Origin of the sequence: Stenotrophomonas sp. TWI819 (genome assembly GCF_039673075.1) — a bacterium.
GTDB lineage: Bacteria > Pseudomonadota > Gammaproteobacteria > Xanthomonadales > Xanthomonadaceae > Stenotrophomonas > Stenotrophomonas rhizophila_B.
In genome coordinates, this window is sequence record NZ_JBDJKY010000001.1 from 244,655 (window position 1) to 266,097 (window position 21,443).

Here is a 21,443-nt window from a genome sequence, read left to right on the forward strand (position 1 = left end):
CTGCCGCCTCGCAATCGGAGCACCGCATGACATACCGGGCCAGGGTGGAAACGCTGTACCTGCTGGGATTCTCGCTGGACCTGGTGAACATGTTCATCGGTACCGTCGCGTATCCGGCCATCGCCGCCGACCTGCAGGCCTCCGTGCCGCAGCTGGCGTGGATCGGCAACGCCTACATGCTCGGCCTGACCCTGGTGATTCCACTGGGCAGCTGGCTGGCCGCGCGGCTTGGCGAGCGCAGGGTGCTGTGCCTGTCGCTGGCGCTGTTCAGCGCGGGCGCTGTGCTGGCAGGCACCGCGCCGAGCATCGAGTGGCTGATCGGCTGGCGCCTGCTGCAGGGGCTGGGTGGCGGATTGTTGATTCCGGTGGGGCAGGCGATGGCCTACCGCGAATGCCCGCCGGCCGACCGCGCGCGTCTGACCGCCCGCATCATGGCGGTGGCGTTGTTGGTGCCGGCGCTGTCGCCCACGCTGGGCGGTGTGCTGGTGGAGTGGGGCTCATGGCGCGGCGTGTTGCTGGTGAGTGTGCCGCTGGCCATGGTGGCCTTGGCGCTGGCGGCCGCGTGGGTGCGCCCGGGTGCGCCGGTGGCCGTACTGGCGCTGGACCGTCGCGGGCTGCTGTTGGGCTCACTGGGCCTGAGCGTGTTGCTGGTTGCGCTGAGCCTGCTGGCAGAGCCGGGGCAGCGGATGCTCGGCGCGGGCCTGCTCGTGGTCGCCACCCTGGTGCTGGCGTTGTATGCCCGCAGTGCGCGCCTTACGGATCATCCGGTCCTGCAGTGGTCGCTGCTGCGGCATGCCTCGCTGCGGCTGGCGATGCTGATCTATCTGCTGGTGCCAGGTACCTTCATCGGCACCCAGCTGGTGGCCACGCTGCTGCTGCATCGCCACGGCTACGGCGCCGCGGCCATCGGTGGCTTCATGCTGCCGTGGGCGATCGCCTCGGCCTGCGCGATCGCCACCACACGGCACTGGCTGCCACGCATCGGGGCGCGCCCGCTGTTGAGTGCCGGCATGGGATGCCAGGCGGTCGGCATCGCGTTGTTGATCGGCATACAGGCCCGTCAGCCGTGGTTGCCAGTACTGGCCTTCGCGCTGATGGGGCTGGGCGGGAGCCTGTGCAGCAGCAGCGCGCAGACGCTCGCGTTCCAGAGGCTGGCGGACGCGGAGCTGCTGCCGGGCAGTGCGCTGTGGAATCTCAACCGCCAACTCAGCTTCTGTCTGGCCGCCGCGCTGCTGGCTTGTGTGCTGGCAGTGCTGTCCTCCATGCTGCCAGCGCACGCGTTCCCGCTCACCCTGATGCTCGCGGCGGCCATGAGCCTGCTGCCGATGCTTCTGCTATGGCGCCTGCCGGCGTCTTCCCTTGCCTTGAGAGCCTCCCCATGAATGACACGCTTGCCTTCAACGAGATCCATGACCTGCATGTGCTCATCGAAGACTGGTTCACCGGCCGCTCGCCGGTGGCTGCGCTGGGCACACTGCTGGCCCGTTTCAGCGAGGACTTCAGCATGGTCGGGATCCGTGGCATCCGCCTGGACAAGCCCGCGCTCGCCGACCTCTTCGCCTCCGCCCATGGCAGCCGGCCCGGGCTGCAGATCACGGTCGATGCAATGCAGTACCTGCCGCTCGCGCCCGCCGCCTGCGCGGTGCGCTATCGCGAGGATCAGGTCGGCGCGGATGGCACCGGCCATCGACGTGAGGCCATGGCGGTTCTCGTGAGCCGCCCGGACGGCACGCTGCGCTGGCAGGCTTTGCACGAAACGGTGGTTGGCGGCTGAATGCGCGAAATGGCCACGGAACAGGCCGATCGGCATCTACCGGGGCAGCGCCCGCGGCGCTAGGCTGCGGGAGTTGCCATCACTGCCGGGAGAGCCCCATGCGTGTGCGTGTATTGCCAGTTGCGCTGTTGAGTCTGATGGTGGCGGCCAGTGTGTCGGCGCAGACCTCGCCGATGACCCCGGATATTCCCGCCAAAGGATTTGTGACGCCCACGGCGCAGGACAACTACGACAAGCGCGTGGTGATGGTGCCGATGCGTGACGGAACGAAACTCTACACGGTGATCGTGGTGCCCAAGGGCGCCAGGAACGCGCCGATCCTGCTGACCCGCACGCCGTACGATGCCGCCAACCGCGCCAAACGCATGGATTCGCCGAACATGCGCGACATCCTGCCGCAGGGCGACGAGGTGTTCGTCGATGGCGGGTACATCCGGGTGTTCCAGGACATCCGCGGCAAGTATGGCTCCGAGGGCGATTACGTGATGACCCGGCCGCTGCGTGGGCCGCTCAACACCACCAAGGTGGACCACGCAACCGACGCGTGGGACACCATCGATTGGCTGGTCAAGCATGTGCCCGAGAGCAACGGCAAGGTCGGCATGCTGGGCTCGTCCTACGAGGGCTTCACCGTGGTGATGGCACTGACCAACCCGCATCCGGCGTTGAAGGTGGCCGCCCCGCAGAGCCCGATGATCGATGGCTGGATGGGCGATGACTGGCTCAACTACGGCGCGTTCCGTCAGGTCAATTTCGGCTATTTCACCGGGCAGCTGGCCAAGCGCGGCAAGGGCCCGTCGATCGCCAGCGTGGGTTACGACGACTACACGACCTTCCTGCGCGCCGGTTCGGCCGGGGACTACGCCAAGGCCAATGGGCTGGATCAGTTGCCGTGGTGGCACAAGCTGATCGAGCACCCCAGCTACGACGCGTTCTGGCAGGAACAGGCGCTGGACGCGCGCATGGCCAAGACCGAGCTGAAGGTGCCCACGATGTGGCTGCAGGGCCTGTGGGACCAGGAAGACATGTGGGGCGCGGTGCACAGCTATGCGGCGATGGAGCCGCGTGACACCGGCAACACGCTGAATTATCTGGTGATGGGACCGTGGCGGCACAGCCAGGTCAACTATGACGGCAGCAGTCTGGGCGCCTTGAAGTTCGACGGCGACACCGCGCTGCAGTTCCGCCGCGATGTGCTCAAGCCGTTCTTCGATCAGTACCTGGTCGATGGCGCGCCCAAGGCGCAGACACCGCCGGTGTTGATCTACAACACCGGCGAGAACCACTGGGACAGGCTGCAGCAGTGGCCGCGCAGCGTGGCGCAGTCCAGGCCGCTGTACCTGCGCGCGGGCGGTAAGCTGTCCTTCGAGGCACCGCAGGCGGGTGAGGCGACGTTCGAGGCCTATGTGTCCGATCCGGCCAAGCCGGTGCCGTTCGTGCCACGCCCGGTGCGGTTCGCCGACCGCGATATGTGGACCAGCTGGTTGGTGAAAGATCAGCGCTTCGTGGATGGCCGGCCGGACGTGCTGACCTTCGTCAGTGAGCCCTTGACCGAACCGCTGCGGATCGGTGGTGCGCCGCAGGTCAATCTGCAGGCGGCCACAAGCGGCAGCGACAGCGACTGGGTGGTGAAGCTGATCGATGTGTATCCCGACCAGACGCCGTCGACGCCGGAGATGGGCGGCTACGAGCTGTCAGTCTCGATGGCGATCTTCCGTGGCCGGTACCGCGAGAGCTTCAGCGACCCGAAGGCGATTGCAAGCAACCAGGTGCTGGACTACACGTTCGGTCTACCAACGGCGAACCATGTGTTCCAGCCGGGCCATCGGGTGATGGTTCAGGTGCAGTCGAGCCTGTTCCCGCTGTACGACCGCAATCCGCAGACGTTCGTGCCGAACATCTATCTTGCCAAGCCGGGCGATTACCAGAAGGCGACGCAGCAGATCTGGCACGCGCCGCAGCAGGCCAGTTTCATTTCATTGCCGGTGTACTGAGCGCCGGAGTATCGCGCGCACGGATGTTGCCGGATGCATTGCATCGCCAAGGGACAGGCGCTAGCGTGCAGCTCCACTTTGCATGATGCGACCGATGAAAAGGATGTTCGTGGTAGGCGCGCTGATGTCGCTGGCAGGCGGCGCGCCGGCGCAGTCGTTCACCGTGCTGGGCAATAGTTTCGGCGCCGAGGCGCTGGTGTCCCTGGATGGCCGCCTGCTGGTGCCGCCCAATGGCGCGCGCATGCACCGGCTGTCCGCCGACCGCTGGATGCGTGCGCAGGGCCCCACCACGCCGCAGCAGTGGTACGACGATGCAGGACGACTGCTGCGTGAGAACCGCGGTTATACCGAGTACCACGAACGGTTCGTGCTGCCGCAGGCCGCACCCGGTGATCCGTTGTGGGAGGCCTTCATCCAGGCCGATGGTGAGGCGGTCGGTGGCCGGGGCGTGGTGGATGCGCTGGGTCAGGTTCGCTTTCCAGCGCTGAAGGATGGCGAATGGGTGCCGTTGGCGGTACCCGATCGCGTGCTGTGGAACGCCCGCAGTGGTCCCCTGCGCTTCCATGACCTGCGCGGGCGCGCGGTCATGGAACTGGACGAGCGGCAGGTCCAGTGGGTGGCTGGGCCGTTCGCCGGCCGCCACGTGTATGTCGCGTGCAGTGTCCAGGTGCCTGAGCACTGCGACGTGCGGGATGAATCCGGTACGACGCTGTTTTCCGATGACATCGACGCACTGCTGCCCGTCACCGACGGTGGCTGGTGGCTGCGCCAAGGCGAGCTGTGGCGGCGGGTGGATGCACAGGGCAGGGTGACGGACAGTGCGCGCTACCACCAGGATGGCCTGTATCCCCGTTATCGCCAGTATGGCGGCACTGCGGGCCGGCGCGACTGGCCCGAGCAGGTCAACCGGCACGCCACCGGCAGCGCCGAGGACACGCCCGAGCCCGGCTGGCTGATGGCCGACGGACACTTTGCCGCACAGCACGGCAACGTGCGCCTGGACTACTGCGGTGGCCGCTGGCAGGTGCTGGACAAGGAGGGCGTCCGCCCGCCCACCGCTGCCCCGGCCGCGCTGGCGGTAGTGCTCGACGAACCCGATGCCGAACAACGGCAGGCACCGCCATGGCGCGTGCGCCATCCCACCGGGAACGACACTGCAGCGGTGCTCGACTGCGACGGCGAGGTGGTATTCGCGCCGTCGAACGTGGACAGCTTCGATGCAGTTGCCGGTGGGTTGCTGGGCACATTCGGCGGCGAATCCTCGCCACGCCTGTGGTGGGATGGACGCACGGCCTACACGGTGCCTGCCGACATGGCCATCGACGAAAACCACGTCGCCCCGCCGTTGCTGGTGCTCCGGGAGCAGGCCGCCGGCGTCAACCACCTGTACAACCTCGAGCGTGACCGCATCGTGGGTCGTCCGTTCGAAGGTGTGGTGCGCATGGATGGTGGCCGGGTGGTGTTCCGCCGGGACGGGAAACTGGGCATGATGCTGGCCGATGGCAGCGAACCGGCGCCGCCAGAGAGCTTCGATATCCTGCCCTGGGGCACGGACCGCACCTGGACGCGCCGCTATCTGGACGGGGGCGATGAGGAACTGGTCCTGCTGGATGCCAACCATCAGGTGCTGCTGCGGCGACGCCTGCTGTTCAGTGGTGTGGAACTGCAGTCCACCTGGCAAGGGGACGTGGAAAGTCAGCCGCTGACGCTGGTGAATCTCGGTACGATGCGCTTTGCCGATGGTGAGTACTTCGTCCAGCAATGGCTGGATCGCGACGGACAGGTGCTGCTCAGCGACATCAGCTGTCCGGCACCCGCCAATGGCCCGCCCTCGAAGGGCAAGGGCGTCCTGCTCGGGCGCGGGTGGCGCGTGGACAGTGTGCCCACGCGCCCCTGCAAGCTGCCCCGGGCGCTGCTGCCGGGGCTTGCCGGCGGCGATGTGACCGATGCGATGCGCGACCGGTAACCGCGCGCGGATCAGCCGGAAACGCTGGGGTAGTCGGTATAGCCGTGCGCACCGCCGCCGTACAGCGTGTCCTGGTCCAGCTCGGACAGCGCCACGCCGAGACGGAAGCGCTCGACCAGATCCGGGTTGGCGATGAAGGGGCGACCGAACGCGATCATGTCCGCATAGCCCGACGCCACGGCGGCTTCCGCGCGTGCCTGGTCATAGCCGTTGTTGGCGATCCAGGCACCGGTGAACTTGGCGCGCAGGGCGGCGTAGTCGAAGGCGATGTTGTCGCGTGGGCCACCGGTCGCCCCTTCGATCACATGGATGAAGGCGAGCGGGCCGATGGCATCCAGGCGCTCCACGGCGCGTTCGAACAACGGCTGCGGGTTGGAATCCTCCGCGTCGTTGGCAGGCGTCACCGGCGACAGGCGCACACCAGTGCGTTCGGCGCCGATTTCCGAGACGATCGCGCGGACCACTTCATCGAGCAGGCGGGTGCGGTTCTCGATGCTGCCACCGTATTCGTCGGTGCGCTGATTGCTGCCATCGCGCAGGAACTGGTCGATCAGGTAACCGTTGGCGGCATGCACTTCCACGCCGTCAAAACCGGCGGTGATCGCGTTGCGCGCGGCCTGGCGGAAGTCCTGGATCAGGCCGGGAATTTCGTCCAGGCGCAGGGCGCGTGGTTCGGAGACCTCTTCAAAGCCCTTGGCCGTGAACGTTTTGGTGTTGGCACGCAAGGCACTCGGTGCTACCGGGACCTCGCCCTCGGGCAGCAGGCTGGTGTGTGAGATGCGGCCGACATGCCACAGCTGCAGCACGATCTTGCCGCCGCGTGCATGCACCGCATCGGTGACCTTCTTCCAGGCGTCGATCTGGGCTTGGCTGTAGATGCCGGGTGTGTCGAGATAACCCTGGCCCATCGTGCTGATCTGGGTGGCCTCGGCAATGATCAGGCCGGCGCTGGCGCGCTGTTCGTAATACTGGATGGCGAGCGGATTGGGGATGCGGTCGTGGATCGCGCGGTTGCGTGTCAGCGGTGCCATCGCGACGCGGTTGGCGACGTCGATGGCCCCCAGACGGGTGGGGGAGAACAACTGGCCGTCACTGGAGTCTGTCATGGGTTTACCTTGGGGGAGGGGGGCCGCCATCGGCGGAGGAATCAGGTATGTGGGCGTACGACCCCGAGCATAGGCGCAGGTGCGTTGCAGCGATGGGAAGGATTGTTGCGGAGCCTGCTGTGCACGTTCTGTAACGTTTTCGCGGCGTATGGTCGAGGCATGGGCACGCACTGCCCGCAGCCTTATTCCAACCCGAGGAACAACGCGATGATTGATTATCAACTCAAGGGAAAGGTCGCCATCGTCACCGGCGGCGTCTCCGGCATTGGCCTGGCCGTGGCTGAACTGCTGGCCGATTCCGGTGCGGCGGTGGCGGTGTGGGACCTCAAGGCCGACGCCGTCGAGAAGACCGCCGAGGCGCTGCGGAAGAAAGGCGTGAAGTCGATCGGCATTGCGTTGAATGTCACTGATGAGCACGCCGTTGAAGCGGCCGTGAAGCAGACCGTCGAGGAACTCGGCGGGCTGGATATCGCAGTGAACAACGCGGGTATCGGCGGGCCGTCGGCAGCCAGCGGCGACTACCCGGTGGAGGGCTGGAAGAACGTCATCGACGTCAATCTCAACAGCGTGTTCCTGTGCCAGCGGGCGCAGATCCAGGCGATGCGCAGCGCGGGCAAGGGCGGCAGCATCATCAATATGGCCTCCATCCTGGGCCAGGTGGGGTTCGGCAACTCCTCCGCCTACGCCGCTGCCAAGCACGGTGTGGTCGGGCTGACCCAGACGGCCGCGTGGGAACATGCCGCAGACAAGATCCGCATCAATGCCGTGGGCCCCGGTTTCATCGCCACGCCGCTGCTGGACAAGATGGACCCTAAGGTGAAGCAGGCGCTGGAGAGCAAGCATGCGCTTGGGCGCCTCGGTACCCCGGACGAGGTCGCGGCCCTGGTGGCATGGCTGGCCAGTGCCGATGCCAGCTTCGCGACCGGTACCTACTACGCCATCGATGGTGGTTATCTGGCGCAGTAGGCCTTGCAGCGGCAGGCTCACCCGGGCCTGCCACTGGCTTCACGGTGCTCAGACGCCCCTGTCTGCGACGCTCCGTCCATTGCCGGATGAGAGACGCAGATGGGACTGGAACAAGATCTATCGATCCTGCTGCGCATAGCCGTGGCGATGCTGTTGGGTGGCACCCTGGGCATCGAGCGCGAGATGGGCAAGCACGCGGCTGGGCTGCGGACACACATGCTGATTGCCGGTGCGGCGGCATTGATCGTTGGACTCGGTGACAGCATCGCAGAACACTTCCAGGAAGAGCGCTACCGCGACCTGCTGCAGGTCGATCCGGTCCGTCTGATCGAAGCGGTGGTGGCCTGCGTCGGCTTCGTCGCGGCCGGTACGATCCTGCGGGGCTCGCGCGATGATCAGGTCAGCGGACTGACCACCGCCAGCTCGTTGATCATGGCCGCCGCGATCGGCATCGCGGTCGGCATCGGCGAGTACGTGATCGCCACAGGTGTGAGTGTGCTGTGCCTGATCGTGCTGGTCGTATTCAGCCGTATCGCCAAGAAACTGGAGTCCTCATGAGCAGCGAACGACCGTTCAACATTCAGCGCATCGACCATGTGGTGCTGCGCGTGCAGGATCTGCCGCGGGCCATACACTTCTATCGCGACATCCTCGGCTGCACCGTGGCACGCGAGCGCCCTTCGCTGGGCATGGTGCATCTGCATGCCGGCGAATCGATGATCGATCTGGTCAGTGTGGACGGCCCGCTGGGCGCCAAGGGCGGCGCGGCGCCGGGGCGCGAAGGACGCAACGTCGATCATCTGTGCCTGCGCGTGGAACCCTTCGATGAGGCAGACGTACGTGCGCATCTGGAGGGGCAGCAGCTCACGCTGGAAGGGCCGGCCGAGCGCAACTACGGCGCGGAAGGCGATGGGCTGTCGCTGCGCCTGCGTGATCCCGACGGCAATCTGGTGGAACTGAAGGGTCGCTCCAGCGACTGCGGCTGATCGTCCGGAGGGCGGCCGGAAAGGCGTTCGACCAATGGTCTGGTTGGCATGCCCTGCGATCTGCGGTTCACTGGGGGCCGTTCCAGCGCAGATGAGCCATGATCATTTCCGCCTCCACCGATTATCGCGCAGCAGCACAACGCCGCCTGCCGCCGTTCCTGTTCCATTACATCGATGGCGGCGCGTATGCCGAGGACACGCTGAAACGCAACGTCACGGACCTGTCGGACATCGCGCTGCGCCAGCGCGTCCTGCGCAACATGTCCGATCTGAGCTTGGAAACCGAGCTGTTCGGCGAACGTCTGGCGATGCCGGTGGCACTGGCACCGGTCGGCCTGACCGGGATGTATGCGCGCCGTGGTGAGGTGCAGGCGGCCAGGGCAGCGGCAAGCCGGGGGATCCCGTTCACGCTGTCCACCGTCTCGGTCTGCCCGATCGAGGAAGTAGCCCCGGCCATCGACCGGCCGATGTGGTTCCAGCTGTATGTGCTCAAGGACCGCGGCTTCATGCGCAATGCGCTGGAGCGGGCCAAGGCGGCGGGCGTGACCACGCTGGTGTTCACTGTGGATATGCCGACGCCGGGCGCGCGTTACCGCGATGCGCATTCGGGCATGAGTGGCCCGAACGCGCCGGCGCGGCGCATGCTGCAGGCGGTCACCCACCCGCGCTGGGCGTGGGACGTTGGTCTGTTCGGCCGCCCGCATGACCTGGGCAACATTTCCACGTATCGCGGCAGCCCGACCGGCTTGGCCGATTACATCGGCTGGCTGGGCAACAACTTCGATCCGTCCATTTCGTGGAAAGACCTGGAGTGGATCCGCGAGTTCTGGACTGGCCCGATGGTGATCAAGGGCATCCTCGATCCGGACGATGCGCGTGATGCCGTGCGCTTTGGTGCCGATGGCGTCGTGGTCTCCAACCACGGTGGGCGCCAGCTCGACGGTGTGCTGTCCACCGCGCGGGCGCTGCCGGCCATTGCCGACGCGGTGAAGGGCGAGCTGAAGATCCTGGCCGACTCCGGCATCCGCAACGGCCTGGATGTGGTCCGCATGATTGCCCTCGGCGCGGACAGCGTGCTGCTGGGGCGTGCGTTCGTGTATGCGCTCGCCGCGCAGGGCGAGGCCGGCGTGGCCAATCTGCTGGATCTTATTGCCAAGGAAATGCGCGTGGCGATGACGCTTACCGGCGCGAAGACCATCGCCGATATCAGTGCTGATTTGCTGGTGGACGCCACCCAACGGCGCCAACCACCGGTAGAGCCACCCGATGGGTGGCTGCACGGAAACTCTGCGATCTGACGGTCCAGCCACCCATGGGGTGGCTACCGCGGAAGAATCACTCGCAGCGGACGGCGGTGATGACGTTGTCCTTGTCGATGAACACCCGCAGGCGGTCCTGGCGCAGGTCACGGGTGGTGATCGTGGCCGGGCCGATCGGATTGATCAGGCCGGCGCCGCTCTGCACCAGCAGCTTGCGCATGTTCGCTTCGTCGGCCTTCTGGCCCACGGCCCAGCCCAGCGCGTCGGCCTTGCACAGGCCCGGCCCCTTGATTTCCGGCCCCGGCGTGCTGACGCAGGCGGTCAGTGACAGGGTGCCTGCGAGCATGGTCGCGGCGAGGGGATAACGGGAAAGGGATGCCATCGGGTCGCTCCTGCGGGGTCAGGCGCCGACCATACCACCGCGGTGCGCATGGGCGTGTGGTGGCCACCCCGCGACGGTTCGACGCAGCATGGATCGCGCGCGGGGGCCAGGACGCCGCCGGCCTGGCGTTACACTGGATACCCGCTCAACATCGGTCATGCCGGGAGTCGCAGGTGCTGCACGTGTTCATGCTTGGCGGGCGGCACGCCCGGGCCCGGATCGAGGTCCACGATGTGGCTTTCGCCAACGTCGATGTGATCGAGGAGGCCTACCCGCAGCTGCGCCAGGACTGGTTCGGCGAGCGCAAAGGGCTGCATGTCGATGGCTGGCTCGCCGTGGATGGGGTGGAGGAGTACCGGGTTCGCTTCGCCGATGTGGCTCATGCTGTCGGTGGGCCGCGGTTGTATTTTCTCAATCTCGGTGGGTATGCCGCCGGCGCGCTGGGCGAGGCGCATGACTACCGGCTGCTGGTCGCCACCAGTGTTGAAGAGGCCAAGCGCAAGGCCAAGGCGCTGCGCGATGCCAGCTGGTTCAAGCCGCATACCGATGCCCTGCTGGAAGTGGACGACTGCATCGCCATCGATCAGGTCGGCGGCCGCCACGTGCAGCTCGAACGCGGGGACCACCAGGGCATCAGTCTGGTCAGTGACTACATCGTGATCGGCTGAGCGGCACCGATTGCCCGTCGGCCTGTCGCTGGCGCATAGTGTCGCGGTCTTGTGAGGTCCGGCGGTATCGCCGCGACAGGTCAACCAACGGAAACAGAGCATGCAGAGCAGGAAGATCACGGCCGCCTTGATCGTGACGGTGGGAATGGCCTTGGCAGGCAGCGTGATGGCCGCCGAGCCGGAGGCGCCGGTGTTTGGAGGGTGGCGCAATCTGCATTCGGCCAATGGCGCAGCGCCCGTGCTGGAGGATCTGCCGTTCGCGATCCTGCCGCGCGACGTGGCCAAGGGCACCCGCTTTGCGGTCCTGGACCGCGAGAACAAGCAGGCGGTGTGCTGCCTGGTCGTGGACAGCGAACGGCTCGATGCGATCGGGCTGGAAACCCGCTACCGCCTGCCCGGCGTCTGGATTGCGGATCTGCTCGGCAACGAGGACTTCAACCAGCGTCATGGCGACCGCCATGTGTTCGCGATGAAGCGCGAAGACGCCTTGCTGGACCACGTTTTCTCCGAGGCCGGGGGCGCCTACAGCGATCTGGGTGGGCTGCTGTTGCCGGCCGGTGCCGCGCTGGAAGAGGGCGGCAGCATCAAGCTCGGCGCGACCAGCTACCGCCTGCAGACCCAGTCGCAGCGGTTCGCCGATGACAACGGCGCACTGGATCGCTACACCCTGCAGCCGCCGGCGCCGGCCGCTCCGGTGGTGGTCGAGGTGCCGTACAGCACGTACTGACACGGAAACGACAGAAGCGGCACGGTACAATCGCGCCCGCCCGCCGGCAGTGCCTGGCCGGGCCAGCATCCCTGTACGAGCCTGTCCGTGATCGCCCGAGTGTCCCTGTCCTGTGCGCTGCTGCTGTTGACCGCCTGCGCCACGCCGGTGTTGCCGTCAGCAAAACCTCAGCCCAACCCGGACGCCCTGTGGGGCATCATCCAGCGCGACTGCGCGGGCGAGGCAGCCCCCCGTGGCAGCTGCCTGGCCGTCGCCGCCGAGGCACGGCGACGCGACGTCCTGCTGAAGGATTCGCACGGCCACTATCAGTTCCTGCTGCTGCCGCTGGATCGGGTGTCGGGCATCGAGAGCCCGGCGCTGCTGCGGGCTGGTGCACCCAATTATTTCGCCGCTGCCTGGGCGGCCCGCAGCCACACCGAGCAGGCGCTGGGCCGGCCGTTACCCCGTGACGTGGCCAGCCTGGCCCTGAACTCACCCCACGGACGTTCCCAGCACCAGTTGCACATCCACGTGGACTGCCTGCGGGCCGATGTCCTGACGCAATTGCGCCGCCTGCAGCCTGCCATTGGCAGCATCTGGCAGGCGTTGCCCGAGCCCTTGCGTGGGCATGTGTATCTGGCCCGCCACCTGCCGGGTGCCGAGCTGACGGCCAATCCGGTCCGTTTGCTTGCCAACCACTTGCAAGACCCCGCCGATATCGGCAACTGGTCGCTGGTGGTGGCCGGGCAGACCGACGCGGCGGGTGCGCCCGGCTTCCTTCTTCTGGCAACCCGCCTGGATCTTGAAACCGGCAACAAGGCCAGCGGTGAGGAGCTTCAGGACCACGCCTGCGCTGCCCTGACCGGCGCGGCAGGACCACTGGATGGCGTGCTGTGAAGCCTGGCGCGTTATAGTGCTCATTCAATGCGGTTCCCGCTTTCGCGCCCGGGCTGACTGGCGCGTCGTATACGACTTATTCCATGACTGCTGAAACCACGACTCCGCCCGCCGCTGCGCCGTCCCAGGCCACCGGTCCGCTGTTTTACCAACAGGCTGTGCCGCTGCGTTCGGATGAGCACGCCACTTGGCGCCTGCTGCCGGAAACCGCGGATTTCGCGGCCGAAACCAACGCGATCCCCGCCGTGATCGGGGAGTTCGGCTCGCTGGCCCAGCACTATCCGATCATTTTCACCGGCCAGGACGCGATGCCGCTGGTCGCGGTCGGCCTGGCCCAACGCAATCTGTTCGTGGTCGATGGCGTGTGGGATCCGCAGAGCTACGTGCCGGCCTATGTGCGTCGTTACCCGTTCGTGTTCATGCAGGCCGGTGAGCCGGACAACTACGTGCTCGCGTTGGATGCGGCCGCCAAGCAGGTCAACCAGGGCGAGAGCGAAGAAGGTCTGCCGCTGTTCCAGGATGGCAAGGCGACCGAGCTGATCGACAACGCCATGCGTTTCTGCGGCGATTTCACCCGCGAGCATGAGCATACCCGTCGCTTCAGTGAGGCCCTGATCGAAAACGAACTGCTGATCGACCGTAATATCGACGTCACCTTGGCCGATGGCCGGAAGATGTCGGTCAACGGTTTCCAGGTGGTGGATGTGGAGAAGTTCGCCGCGTTGCCGGACGAGACCGTCGTGGCCTGGCACCGCAGCGGCTGGCTGGCCCTGGTGCATCATCACCTGAGTTCGCTGGCGCGCTTCAGCGCGCTGGTGAACCGCCAGAGCCAGTTGCCTGCCGAGGCCTGAGGCCCGGCACGCAGGCAGTAACAGAAACGGCGGCCGCAGGGCCGCCGTTTTTCGTTTTTCGGGAAGCGCCGCGATCAGTCGCGGGTACTGACTTCCCAGTTGGCGTGCACCACCCCTGGCTGACGCTGCAGCCGAGCGACCACCGCGTCGAGCTCGTCGGCACTGACCGCCGTGCTGACCAGTATCGCCACCAGCTCGACCGGGCCGTCGCCGTGTTCGCTCACCTGTACATCGCTGACGGGATACTGGGCGGCCTCCAGCGCGTCGACCAGGCGTTCGCGTGCCAGGGGCGTGGCGGCAGGGTCCACGCTCAGGCGCACCTCGTAGGTGGCCTCGGAGGCGGCTTCGTTGATCGGGATGCGGTTGATGGCGTTGACCAAGGGCCGCAGCAGGGTGTTGCCGGCGATGATCAGCACCGTCAGCAGCGCGCCCTCGGCCAGCATGTCCGCACCGGTGCACGCACCGACCGCCGCCGAACACCACAGCGTCGCGGCGGTGTTGAGGCCGCGCACGTTCATGCCTTCCTTCATGATCACGCCTGCGCCCAGGAAGCCGACCCCGGAGACCACGTAGGAAATCACCCGCACCGCCTCGACACTGCCGGCGATGCGCATGCCCAGATCCACGAAGGCCGCCGCGCCGACCGCCACCAGCACATTGGTGCGCAGCCCGGCGGTGCGCTGGCGGTACTGCCGCTCGGCGCCGATCAGCGTGCCCAGCACGAAGGCGGCCGCCAGGCTGACCACGGTGTCCAGGAAGGGATACAGCTGGAAGGTCTGGATGAAGCGCATGCGGAGTCCTTGCAGGGCAGGGCTTAGGCGAAATCCCGATAAGCATATCCCGGTCGGTCATTTCCTCCTTTCCCGCCTGTTCAGCAAAATCCCGACCCTCTCTCCACCACGATCCGGCGCGGGCCTGCCCGCGCTGGCGCGTTCTTATTGACCGGAAATCTGCATGTCTGTGCTGTATCGCCCGCTGCGTCGGCGGGTCTTGGTTGTGTCGTTGTTGCCCCTGCTTGGCGCGAGTTCACTGGTTCACGCGGCCGATCCGCCCACGCAGCTGGATGCGGTCACGGTCACCGGCTCGCGCATCCCCCGCGCCAGTGTGGAAGGCCCATCCCCGGTCACCGTGATCACCCAGGAACAGATCGAGGCCCAGGGCTACCGAAGCGCCTTCGAAGCGCTCAGCGCGCTGACCGAGAACACCGGCAACGTGCAGGGCGAGGACTTCGGGAATACGTTCACCCCGGCCGCCAACACCATCAATCTGCGTGGCCTCGGCCCCAACCGCACCCTGGTGCTGGTCAACGGTCGCCGCCAGTCGGATTACCCGCTGGCCTACGAAGGCTCGGTCAATGTGGTCAACCTGGCCAATATTCCAAGCGCGCTGATCGATCGGATCGAAGTGCTGGCTGGCGGTGCCTCGGCGGTGTATGGCTCCGATGCGATCGCCGGTGTGGTCAACATCATCCTCAAGAGAACCTATGACGGCGTCGGCATCAATGTGCGCGCCGGCACCACCGAACAGGGCGGCGGCGACAATCAGCGCCTGCAGGCGGTCGGCGGCGGCTCGGGCGAGCAGTGGGACGCGATCTTCGGCCTGGAGATCGCCAACCGCAAGGCGATCTACGGCTCGCAGCGCGATTTCATGGACTCGTTGAGCGATGATCCGCGGGGCGTGGCGCCGCTGGCGACGGCGGTGGCGTATCGCCGCAACGCCTCCACCAATAATTACATCGATCCCGGTACCGACGGCTGTGATGCATCCAGCACCCTGTACGGTGGCAGCGTGTTCCGCGCGCAGAATCCGCGCCAGGGCTGGTACTGCGGCAGCAATGAGGCCGCGCCCACGTTCTGGACCGTGCAGACCGAGAAGCGCAACATCGATGCCTACAGCGCGGTGACCTGGCGCTTGAACGATCGCCAGGAACTGTTCGCCGATGCGGCCATCGGCACCGCGCGCATCTACAACAACACCCGTGCGCCGAGCTGGACCTCCTCGCGCAATTACTTCTACAACCAGAACAGCGGTCAGCTGGAAAGCTGGTACCGGCGTTTCGCACCGGAAGAAAACGGCGGCGTACAGCGCAATGCCAACCGGTTCCTGGAGCAGTCCTGGTCGTTCAACGTGGGCGCGCGTGGCAGCATCGGCGGTTCGGACTGGGATTACGAAGCGGCCTACAGCCGCTCGCGCTATGAAAACAAGACGCAGCGCCCGGGCCTGCTGGTCGACATCAATACGTACCTGCTCGGCCCGCAGCTGGGCACCCGTAATGGCGTGGAGGTGTATGCACCGGATCCGTCACGTCTGTATCAGCCGCTGACCCCGGGCGAGTATGAAGGCCTGTCGGGCCGCTACGAGAGCCGCAACGCCGCGTGGCTGCAGACGGCCAGCGTCAGCGTCAACGGGCAGCTGTTCGATCTGCCCGGTGGCCGTGCCGCGCTGGCAGCCGTCGTCGAAGCGGGCAGCCAGGGCTACCGCAACCGCCCGGACCTTGCGCTGGCGCAGGGCGTGTTCTGGAACCTCAACGCGGGTATCCCCGCTGGTGGCGAGCGTGACCGCTACGCGGCCGGTGTGGAACTGCAGCTGCCGTTGCTGGAGCGCTTGACCGCCACGGTGGCCGGTCGTTATGACCAGTACCGCGCGGCCGGTGATCACCTGGGCAAAGCGACCTGGAGCACCGGCCTGGAGTTCCGTCCGTTCGATACGCTGCTGCTGCGCGCCAGTGCAGCGACCAGCTTCCGTGCGCCGGACATGAACTACGTGTTTGCGACCGAAACGCGTGGCTACAACCCCGGCATGACCGACTACTGGCGGTGCCGCAGTGCGGGCCAAGCGTATGACGACTGCGATTTCAGCGGGCTGGCGATCGACTACACCAGCGGCGCCAACCCGCAGCTGCAGCCGGAAACCGCCACATCGTATGGCCTGGGCTTCGTGTGGTCGCCCTCGGCCAACCTGGACTTCACGGCGGACTACTACGACATCCGCATCGATGATGAGGTCACCAACCTGGATGCGACCCGCATCCTGAAGGACGAAGCCGACTGCCGCCTCGGCCAGACCGTCGGCGGTGACGCACGCGATATCGGCTCGGCGCAGTGCCAGGACGCGCTGCGCCGGGTGATCCGCAACCCGGCCGATGCCGCTGTGCAGCCCAACCAGGTGGTACGCGTGCTGATCAACCCGATCAACGCCGCCTCCGAAACCGTGCGGGGTATCGACCTGAAGTCGAACCTGCGCTGGGATGCAGGCCGTTACGGTCGTTTCTCGGCACGTGTGGCGTACTCGCTGGTGATCGATCACAGCTACCGCCAGTTTGCCGGCGATGACGTGCAGGACCAGCGCAATTCGCTGGATTCCTACCAGTGGCGCAGCAAGGTCAACGGCAGCGTCACCTGGGCGATCAACGACTGGACCGCCACCCTGTACGGGATGCGCTACGGCTCGTTGCCCAAGACCGACGGCAGCGGCCGCATCGCCCCGTACATGACCTACAACGCGAGCCTGTACCGCAAGCTCAATGACAACGCCACGCTCGGCCTGATCGTCAACAACCTGCGCGACAGCCGCCCACCGGCGGACAAGAACGGCGGTGGCTGGCCGTTCTATCCGGTCGGCAACTACGACCCCTACGGCCGTCAGCTGTGGCTGGAGTTTGATTACCGTTTCCTGTAATCCGCTCGCGGGCCCGGCAATGCCGGGCCCGCTGCGTTTGCGGCGCAGGCACCGCAGCTGCTCAGATCACCATCCTGCCCAGTACCGCCAGCGCGAGGATGATCAGCAGCACACCTGACAGGCGTTCGATCCACGGCAGCGCAGCATTGAATCGTTCCATCGCGGCGGCCCGCCCGACCAGACCCGCCATCAGCAGATCCCAGCCGAGCACCACCGCGAACATCCACACCCCGTAGAACCACCGTGTTCCGACGCTGTTGTCCGGCCCGCTCAACATGGCCGCGAGGCTGGCGTAGAACAGGGCATTCTTGGGGTTGAGCAGGGCGGACATTGCACCCAGCCCGAAGGCACGGAACCACGCGGATCTCGGTGCAGGGCGGGACGACACGGCCGGCTGCCCTGCTGGAGCGCGCAGCGTCGCTGCCCCCGCATGGCGCAGGAACAGCACGCCGACATACAGCAGGAAGACGCATCCGGCCACCTGTATCACCTGGAACAGCACGCTGTCGGGCTGCAGCTCCGCCACCCCGGAGAATGCCAGCGCGATGTAGGCACCATTGGCGAGCGCCACGCCGAGGCACGCGCCGCTGGCAATGCGCCAGCCCTGATGGATGGCAGTGCGGGTGATCAGGAAAAAGTCCGGCCCCGGCGACAGCAACGCCAGAAAGTGCACGGCAGCGACGAGCAGAAACTGTTCCATGGGGGCGGGCGTCAACGGGGCGCATGACTGTGCCGATGTCGCGTGATGACGTATTGCACGATATTGCGCGGCGCTCAGCGGCGATAGCGGCCTGGGGTAATGCCGGCGTGGGCCTTGAACAGGCGTTGGAAATGGCTCTGGTCTGCAAAGCCAAGCGCATGTGCGACCTCGGCCAGCGGTTGCCCTTGCCCCAGCCGCTCCCGGGCGACATTGATCCGCCGGTTGAGTTGCCAGGCATGTGGGGTAAGGCCAGTGACAGTGCGGAACGCACGGATCACCGCGTAGCGGTCCATACCGGTGCAGCTGGCCAGATCGTCCAGCGACACGCTCGACATCGGCGCGGCGTCCAGCAGGGCGAATGCCGGCTGCAGTCGCCGGTGCTGCTGCGGGCTTGCGTGCGGGGCAGGAACCGGTGTCGCGGCGGCGACGTCGAGGTCGTCGATGAAAGCGACGACCGCTGCTTCCTTTTCCGCAGGATCGGCACTGGAGAACAGCAGGGCATTGATGTGGCAGAACATCCGATAGCGCGCCGCGCTGCGCTCGATCCGGATCAACGACGCCGTTGCGGCGTCTGCGTCGGGCGGCTGCCTGTCTGCACTGACTGCCTGCACCCATGCCGCATCCAGATGCAGCATCTGATAGCTCCAGGCGGTGTCGGGCGCTGGATTGCAGGCATGTACACGGTCCGCCGGCACGATGACCAACGTGCCCGGTTGAAGGCGGTGCTGTCCGCCCGGAGCGCCGCTGAAGATGCTCTCGCCCGCATCCACGGCGCCGATCGACCAGGTGGGGTGACTGTGCGGGCGGTAACAGGCCCGGCTGTTGCACGCGCGGCGTGACTCAACCCACGGCAGGCGAGGATCGCGCCAGAACTCCGCCGCCGAGGGCATATCGCTGGCGAGTGGGCTGCGAACGCTCGGCGCGTCGCGTATGCTCACCGCCTGAAACTTACTGCAGTCCATGCGCCATGGTAAATCACATCCACTACCGCCGCGCGCTACCCGACGATGCCGCTGCCTGCATCGATCTGCGTGGCCGCACCCGCGAGAATGCCTTTTCCGCGGCCGACCTTGCCGAGCTTGGCATCACCGAAGACAGCTGGGCCGCCGGTATCCGTGACGGCGCACTGCCGGGACATATCGCGCTGGATGGCGAGCGTATGGTTGGCTACTGCTTCGGCGATCGCGAGGGCGGCGAGATCGTGGTGCTCGCATTGCTCCCGGCGTATGAAGGGCAGGGCATCGGTCGGCGCTTGCTGGATCTGTCCATCGCCGATCTGGTGAAGGCCGGGCATGCACGTCTGATCCTGGGGTGCGCGGCCGATCCGGCGGTGCGCTCGCATGGGTTCTACCGCTACCTGGGCTGGCGGCCGACGGGCGAGATCGATGCGCTGGGCGATGAAGTGCTGGAACTGCACGTAGGCGCGACGCCGTAACAGGTGCGTAGGGCGTGGCAGCGATTCCGTGTCGGGATCCTGCGCATCGCACGACTTGCGTGCGATCGGTCACGGCGCGCGGCGTCACGCCTGGGCAGGCTGGGCGCCTTTGGAGGGAGCAATGCGATGCCTGCCTGGTGCTTGACCTTGATCATGAGTGCCACAGCGGTAGCCCTGCCGCCGCGGCAGGTTCATACCTGTGTCGTGGATGGGGCGCGCCACTACCAGTCCACGCCCTGCGCGGGGCGCACCGAACGCATCCGCGAGATGCCGCCGGCGTCAGACACGTGGGCCAATGAGCTGTATATCGAATCGCTGCGCAAGGAGCTCAACGCCAAGCCGCGTGCTGGAACCGCGCAGCCGCGCCAACGGCGTTCACAACAGCGCAGCGTTCGGCCGACGCCCGCCATCCGGGGCGCGGCCATCTCCGTGCATGCCGATCCGGCCCGGTGTGCTGCCGCGCGACGCCAACGCGAGACGACCTACCGCAAGGCAGGCGACCGGCCCAGCCTGGCGCTGAGCCGGAAGATGGATGACCTGGTGCACGATGCCTGCCGCTGAGGTCCAGTCATCGTGGGCGATCACTGCCCCCGGTCGCGCTCCATCAGATATCGAGCCACGGCATCGAACGCCGGCAGCGTGGTCGGGTCATTCGCGCTGTTGCCGGCCACCGGGTGCGAGCCGAACCGCGCGATCACTACCCGTGCGGTGGGATCGATGTACAGCGCCTGGCCATGCACGCCACGCGCCATGTAGGCACCGTGGTCGTTGTGCGAGATCCACCACATGCCGCGATAGCTCCAGCCCGATAGTTGTGGATAGCCGGCCTTGGCGAAGGCCTGCGTGTTGCCACCGGCGCGGATCCGGTCGATCGCCGCGGCGGGGACCACGGTCTGGCCGTCCACCTTGCCCTCGTCGAGCAGGAGCTGGCCCACCCGGGCCAGATCGCGCAGGCCGGCATTGAAGCCTCCGCCCGCGAACGGTGTGCCTGTGGAATCGACGGTGTAATAGGCGTCCTGCTCGGCGCCGATGCGTTGCCAGATCCGCGATTGCAGCAACTGCGCCACCGATTGACCGGTGCGGCGGGCGATGATCCAGCCGAGGGCGTCGGTGTTGATCGTCTTGTAGCCGAACGCCTCGCCGTGGCGGCCTTGTTTCTGCACGGTCTGCAGGTAATCGTAGTAACTGCGCGGGCCGGTGTAGCCGGCGGGCGGGGGCAGGGTGCTGCCGGCGGCCGAGTATTTCCAGACCTCGGCGTTGGGGTCGGCATAGTCTTCGCTGTAGCGCAGCGCCGTGGTCATCTCCAGTATCTGCTTGACCGTGGCATCGCCGAAGGCGCTGCCCTGCAGTTCGGGAATGATCGCGCCGACACGCTGGGTTTCATCGATGACGCCCTCCGCGACCAGCATCTCGCCGAGCAGACCGGTGATCGATTTGGTGACGGACATCGCACCGTGCTGGCCCTGTTCGTCCAGGCAGCCGCTGTAACGCTCGTATACCACTACGCCGTCATGCAGTACGACGATGCCATCGGTGTAGTTGGCGGACAGCGACTGCGCCCAGGTCATGCGGGTGTTGCTGCCGGTGGGTGTGAACGGCAGCGCATCGATCGAGTCGTCCAGCCGGCGCGGCAGCGCATGGGCAGCGCCAGGGCCCCGGCTGACGCCGACGGTGGGCATCAGCTGACGGAAGTGACAGGCCGTCCAGCGCAGCTTGGGGAAGCTGAAATAGTCGTCGTCGGTGTAGCGGATGCGCTTGTTTTCCGGCGGCGGCGCGCCCTGCATCCAGCCAAGCAGCTTCGGATCGGAGGCTTCTGGCGAGAGGGGTGATGAGGCAGGCGAGACCGGGGCAGCCGTGGTGGCACCCGGCAGCGCGAGCATCGCGACCAGCGCCACGGCCAACCGGGCGCGCGGTGATGCCTGTGACAAGCGCGCGCGCGACAGGGCGATGCGAGGACGTGAAACGGGCATGGTGCACTCCTTGCTGAGGCGCAGTACGTCTGCGCCGCCAAGGGTACTGCACCCCACACGAAGACGGCGCCATCGGCGCCAGGTCATCTCCTCCTCCCACCCGGG

21 protein-coding genes are annotated in these 21,443 nt (G+C 66.6%); 15 read left to right on the forward strand and 6 right to left on the reverse strand.

Going from position 1 to position 21,443, the window contains the following annotated elements; translation table 11 throughout:
• Nucleotides 1-26 precede the first annotated feature (26 nt).
• The 4 genes from ABE463_RS01130 to ABE463_RS01145 all read left to right on the forward strand — a co-directional run bounded on the left by ABE463_RS01130 (nt 27) and on the right by ABE463_RS01145 (nt 5,734).
• Nucleotides 27-1,382 carry an MFS transporter gene (locus ABE463_RS01130; protein WP_346466939.1) on the forward strand — a complete coding sequence of 452 codons (1,356 nt, stop codon included), beginning with the start codon at nt 27-29 and terminating at the stop codon, nt 1,380-1,382.
• Nucleotides 1,379-1,774, forward strand: coding sequence for a hypothetical protein (locus tag ABE463_RS01135; protein WP_346466940.1), 396 nt, complete (start codon nt 1,379-1,381; stop codon nt 1,772-1,774). The genes ABE463_RS01130 and ABE463_RS01135 overlap by 4 nt, the downstream gene beginning before the upstream one ends.
• Nucleotides 1,775-1,872: 98 nt before the next feature.
• Nucleotides 1,873-3,768, forward strand: coding sequence for a CocE/NonD family hydrolase (locus ABE463_RS01140; protein WP_346466941.1), 1,896 nt, complete (start codon nt 1,873-1,875; stop codon nt 3,766-3,768).
• Nucleotides 3,769-3,862: 94 nt separating this feature from the next.
• Nucleotides 3,863-5,734 (forward strand): hypothetical protein, encoded by a 1,872-nt coding sequence (locus ABE463_RS01145; RefSeq protein ID WP_346466942.1) that lies wholly within the window; start codon nt 3,863-3,865, stop codon nt 5,732-5,734.
• Between the two features lie 11 nt (nt 5,735-5,745).
• Here the strand turns inward: ABE463_RS01145 and ABE463_RS01150 are convergent, their stop codons facing one another.
• Nucleotides 5,746-6,840: an alkene reductase gene (locus ABE463_RS01150; RefSeq protein ID WP_346466943.1), complete on the reverse strand. Its 1,095-nt coding sequence runs from the start codon at nt 6,838-6,840 to the stop codon at nt 5,746-5,748.
• Nucleotides 6,841-7,047: 207 nt separating this feature from the next.
• Here ABE463_RS01150 and ABE463_RS01155 point away from each other — a divergent pair, with 207 nt between their 5' ends.
• The 4 genes from ABE463_RS01155 (at nt 7,048) to lldD (ending at nt 10,090) form a co-directional block, all read left to right on the forward strand.
• Nucleotides 7,048-7,806, forward strand: coding sequence for an SDR family NAD(P)-dependent oxidoreductase (locus tag ABE463_RS01155; RefSeq protein WP_259259830.1), 759 nt, complete (start codon nt 7,048-7,050; stop codon nt 7,804-7,806).
• A 99-nt stretch (nt 7,807-7,905) separates the two neighbouring features.
• Complete coding sequence (locus ABE463_RS01160) at nt 7,906-8,364, forward strand: MgtC/SapB family protein (protein ID WP_259259831.1); 459 nt, start codon at nt 7,906-7,908, stop codon at nt 8,362-8,364.
• A complete protein-coding gene (locus ABE463_RS01165) occupies nt 8,361-8,792 on the forward strand; it encodes a VOC family protein (RefSeq protein WP_346466944.1) in 432 nt (143 codons plus the stop codon). Before ABE463_RS01160 ends, ABE463_RS01165 begins: the two co-directional genes overlap by 4 nt.
• A gap of 98 nt (nt 8,793-8,890) precedes the next feature.
• Nucleotides 8,891-10,090, forward strand: a complete 1,200-nt coding sequence (gene lldD, locus ABE463_RS01170) for an FMN-dependent L-lactate dehydrogenase LldD (protein WP_346466945.1) — start codon at nt 8,891-8,893, stop codon at nt 10,088-10,090.
• 37 nt (nt 10,091-10,127) lie between these two features.
• Here lldD and ABE463_RS01175 read toward each other — a convergent pair whose 3' ends face one another.
• A complete protein-coding gene (locus ABE463_RS01175; RefSeq protein WP_346466946.1) occupies nt 10,128-10,433 on the reverse strand; it encodes a hypothetical protein in 306 nt (101 codons plus the stop codon).
• A 173-nt stretch (nt 10,434-10,606) separates the two neighbouring features.
• Between ABE463_RS01175 and ABE463_RS01180 the strand changes: the two genes are divergently transcribed.
• From ABE463_RS01180 to ABE463_RS01195, 4 genes are all read left to right on the forward strand, one after another.
• Nucleotides 10,607-11,101, forward strand: a complete 495-nt coding sequence (locus tag ABE463_RS01180; RefSeq protein ID WP_346466947.1) for a DUF1543 domain-containing protein — start codon at nt 10,607-10,609, stop codon at nt 11,099-11,101.
• A gap of 100 nt (nt 11,102-11,201) precedes the next feature.
• Entirely contained in the window at nt 11,202-11,828 is a 627-nt protein-coding gene (locus tag ABE463_RS01185) for a decarboxylase (RefSeq protein WP_346466948.1), read from the forward strand.
• Between the two features lie 99 nt (nt 11,829-11,927).
• Nucleotides 11,928-12,704: a CDP-diacylglycerol diphosphatase gene (locus ABE463_RS01190; RefSeq protein WP_346466949.1), complete on the forward strand. Its 777-nt coding sequence runs from the start codon at nt 11,928-11,930 to the stop codon at nt 12,702-12,704.
• An 83-nt stretch (nt 12,705-12,787) separates the two neighbouring features.
• Nucleotides 12,788-13,555, forward strand: coding sequence for a SapC family protein (locus ABE463_RS01195; RefSeq protein WP_346466950.1), 768 nt, complete (start codon nt 12,788-12,790; stop codon nt 13,553-13,555).
• A 74-nt stretch (nt 13,556-13,629) separates the two neighbouring features.
• Here the strand turns inward: ABE463_RS01195 and ABE463_RS01200 are convergent, their stop codons facing one another.
• The gene (locus tag ABE463_RS01200; RefSeq protein ID WP_346466951.1) at nt 13,630-14,346 is read right to left on the reverse strand and encodes an MgtC/SapB family protein; all 717 of its coding nucleotides are present in this window, start codon (nt 14,344-14,346) and stop codon (nt 13,630-13,632) included.
• Between the two features lie 163 nt (nt 14,347-14,509).
• Between ABE463_RS01200 and ABE463_RS01205 the strand changes: the two genes are divergently transcribed.
• A complete protein-coding gene (locus ABE463_RS01205) occupies nt 14,510-17,233 on the forward strand; it encodes a TonB-dependent receptor (protein WP_346466952.1) in 2,724 nt (907 codons plus the stop codon).
• Nucleotides 17,234-17,294: 61 nt separating this feature from the next.
• On the opposite strand, the gene ABE463_RS01210 is transcribed toward ABE463_RS01205, so the two are convergent.
• The gene (locus ABE463_RS01210; RefSeq protein ID WP_346466953.1) at nt 17,295-17,933 is read right to left on the reverse strand and encodes a LysE family translocator; all 639 of its coding nucleotides are present in this window, start codon (nt 17,931-17,933) and stop codon (nt 17,295-17,297) included.
• A 74-nt stretch (nt 17,934-18,007) separates the two neighbouring features.
• Complete coding sequence (locus ABE463_RS01215) at nt 18,008-18,895, reverse strand: AraC family transcriptional regulator (protein WP_346466954.1); 888 nt, start codon at nt 18,893-18,895, stop codon at nt 18,008-18,010.
• Between the two features lie 5 nt (nt 18,896-18,900).
• Here ABE463_RS01215 and ABE463_RS01220 point away from each other — a divergent pair, with 5 nt between their 5' ends.
• Complete coding sequence (locus ABE463_RS01220) at nt 18,901-19,368, forward strand: GNAT family N-acetyltransferase (RefSeq protein WP_346466955.1); 468 nt, start codon at nt 18,901-18,903, stop codon at nt 19,366-19,368.
• A 147-nt stretch (nt 19,369-19,515) separates the two neighbouring features.
• Nucleotides 19,516-19,929 (forward strand): hypothetical protein, encoded by a 414-nt coding sequence (locus tag ABE463_RS01225; RefSeq protein WP_259259852.1) that lies wholly within the window; start codon nt 19,516-19,518, stop codon nt 19,927-19,929.
• A gap of 20 nt (nt 19,930-19,949) precedes the next feature.
• On the opposite strand, the gene ABE463_RS01230 is transcribed toward ABE463_RS01225, so the two are convergent.
• Entirely contained in the window at nt 19,950-21,338 is a 1,389-nt protein-coding gene (locus ABE463_RS01230; RefSeq protein WP_346466956.1) for a serine hydrolase, read from the reverse strand.
• Between the last annotated feature and the right edge of the window lie 105 nt (nt 21,339-21,443).

Excerpts from the sequence above, each read along its gene's own strand:
- ABE463_RS01130 (WP_346466939.1), top strand. The coding sequence starts at position 27 with ATGACATACCGGGCCAGGGTGGAAACGCTGTACCTGCTGGGATTCTCG.
- ABE463_RS01135 (WP_346466940.1), top strand. The coding sequence starts at position 1,379 with ATGAATGACACGCTTGCCTTCAACGAGATCCATGACCTGCATGTGCTC.
- ABE463_RS01140 (WP_346466941.1), top strand. The coding sequence starts at position 1,873 with ATGCGTGTGCGTGTATTGCCAGTTGCGCTGTTGAGTCTGATGGTGGCG.
- ABE463_RS01145 (WP_346466942.1), top strand. The coding sequence starts at position 3,863 with ATGAAAAGGATGTTCGTGGTAGGCGCGCTGATGTCGCTGGCAGGCGGC.
- ABE463_RS01150 (WP_346466943.1), bottom strand. The coding sequence starts at position 6,840 with ATGACAGACTCCAGTGACGGCCAGTTGTTCTCCCCCACCCGTCTGGGG.
- ABE463_RS01155 (WP_259259830.1), top strand. The coding sequence starts at position 7,048 with ATGATTGATTATCAACTCAAGGGAAAGGTCGCCATCGTCACCGGCGGC.
- ABE463_RS01160 (WP_259259831.1), top strand. The coding sequence starts at position 7,906 with ATGGGACTGGAACAAGATCTATCGATCCTGCTGCGCATAGCCGTGGCG.
- ABE463_RS01165 (WP_346466944.1), top strand. The coding sequence starts at position 8,361 with ATGAGCAGCGAACGACCGTTCAACATTCAGCGCATCGACCATGTGGTG.
- lldD (WP_346466945.1), top strand. The coding sequence starts at position 8,891 with ATGATCATTTCCGCCTCCACCGATTATCGCGCAGCAGCACAACGCCGC.
- ABE463_RS01175 (WP_346466946.1), bottom strand. The coding sequence starts at position 10,433 with ATGGCATCCCTTTCCCGTTATCCCCTCGCCGCGACCATGCTCGCAGGC.
- ABE463_RS01185 (WP_346466948.1), top strand. The coding sequence starts at position 11,202 with ATGCAGAGCAGGAAGATCACGGCCGCCTTGATCGTGACGGTGGGAATG.
- ABE463_RS01195 (WP_346466950.1), top strand. The coding sequence starts at position 12,788 with ATGACTGCTGAAACCACGACTCCGCCCGCCGCTGCGCCGTCCCAGGCC.
- ABE463_RS01200 (WP_346466951.1), bottom strand. The coding sequence starts at position 14,346 with ATGCGCTTCATCCAGACCTTCCAGCTGTATCCCTTCCTGGACACCGTG.
- ABE463_RS01205 (WP_346466952.1), top strand. The coding sequence starts at position 14,510 with ATGTCTGTGCTGTATCGCCCGCTGCGTCGGCGGGTCTTGGTTGTGTCG.
- ABE463_RS01210 (WP_346466953.1), bottom strand. The coding sequence starts at position 17,933 with ATGGAACAGTTTCTGCTCGTCGCTGCCGTGCACTTTCTGGCGTTGCTG.
- ABE463_RS01215 (WP_346466954.1), bottom strand. The coding sequence starts at position 18,895 with ATGGACTGCAGTAAGTTTCAGGCGGTGAGCATACGCGACGCGCCGAGC.
- ABE463_RS01220 (WP_346466955.1), top strand. The coding sequence starts at position 18,901 with ATGGTAAATCACATCCACTACCGCCGCGCGCTACCCGACGATGCCGCT.
- ABE463_RS01230 (WP_346466956.1), bottom strand. The coding sequence starts at position 21,338 with ATGCCCGTTTCACGTCCTCGCATCGCCCTGTCGCGCGCGCGCTTGTCA.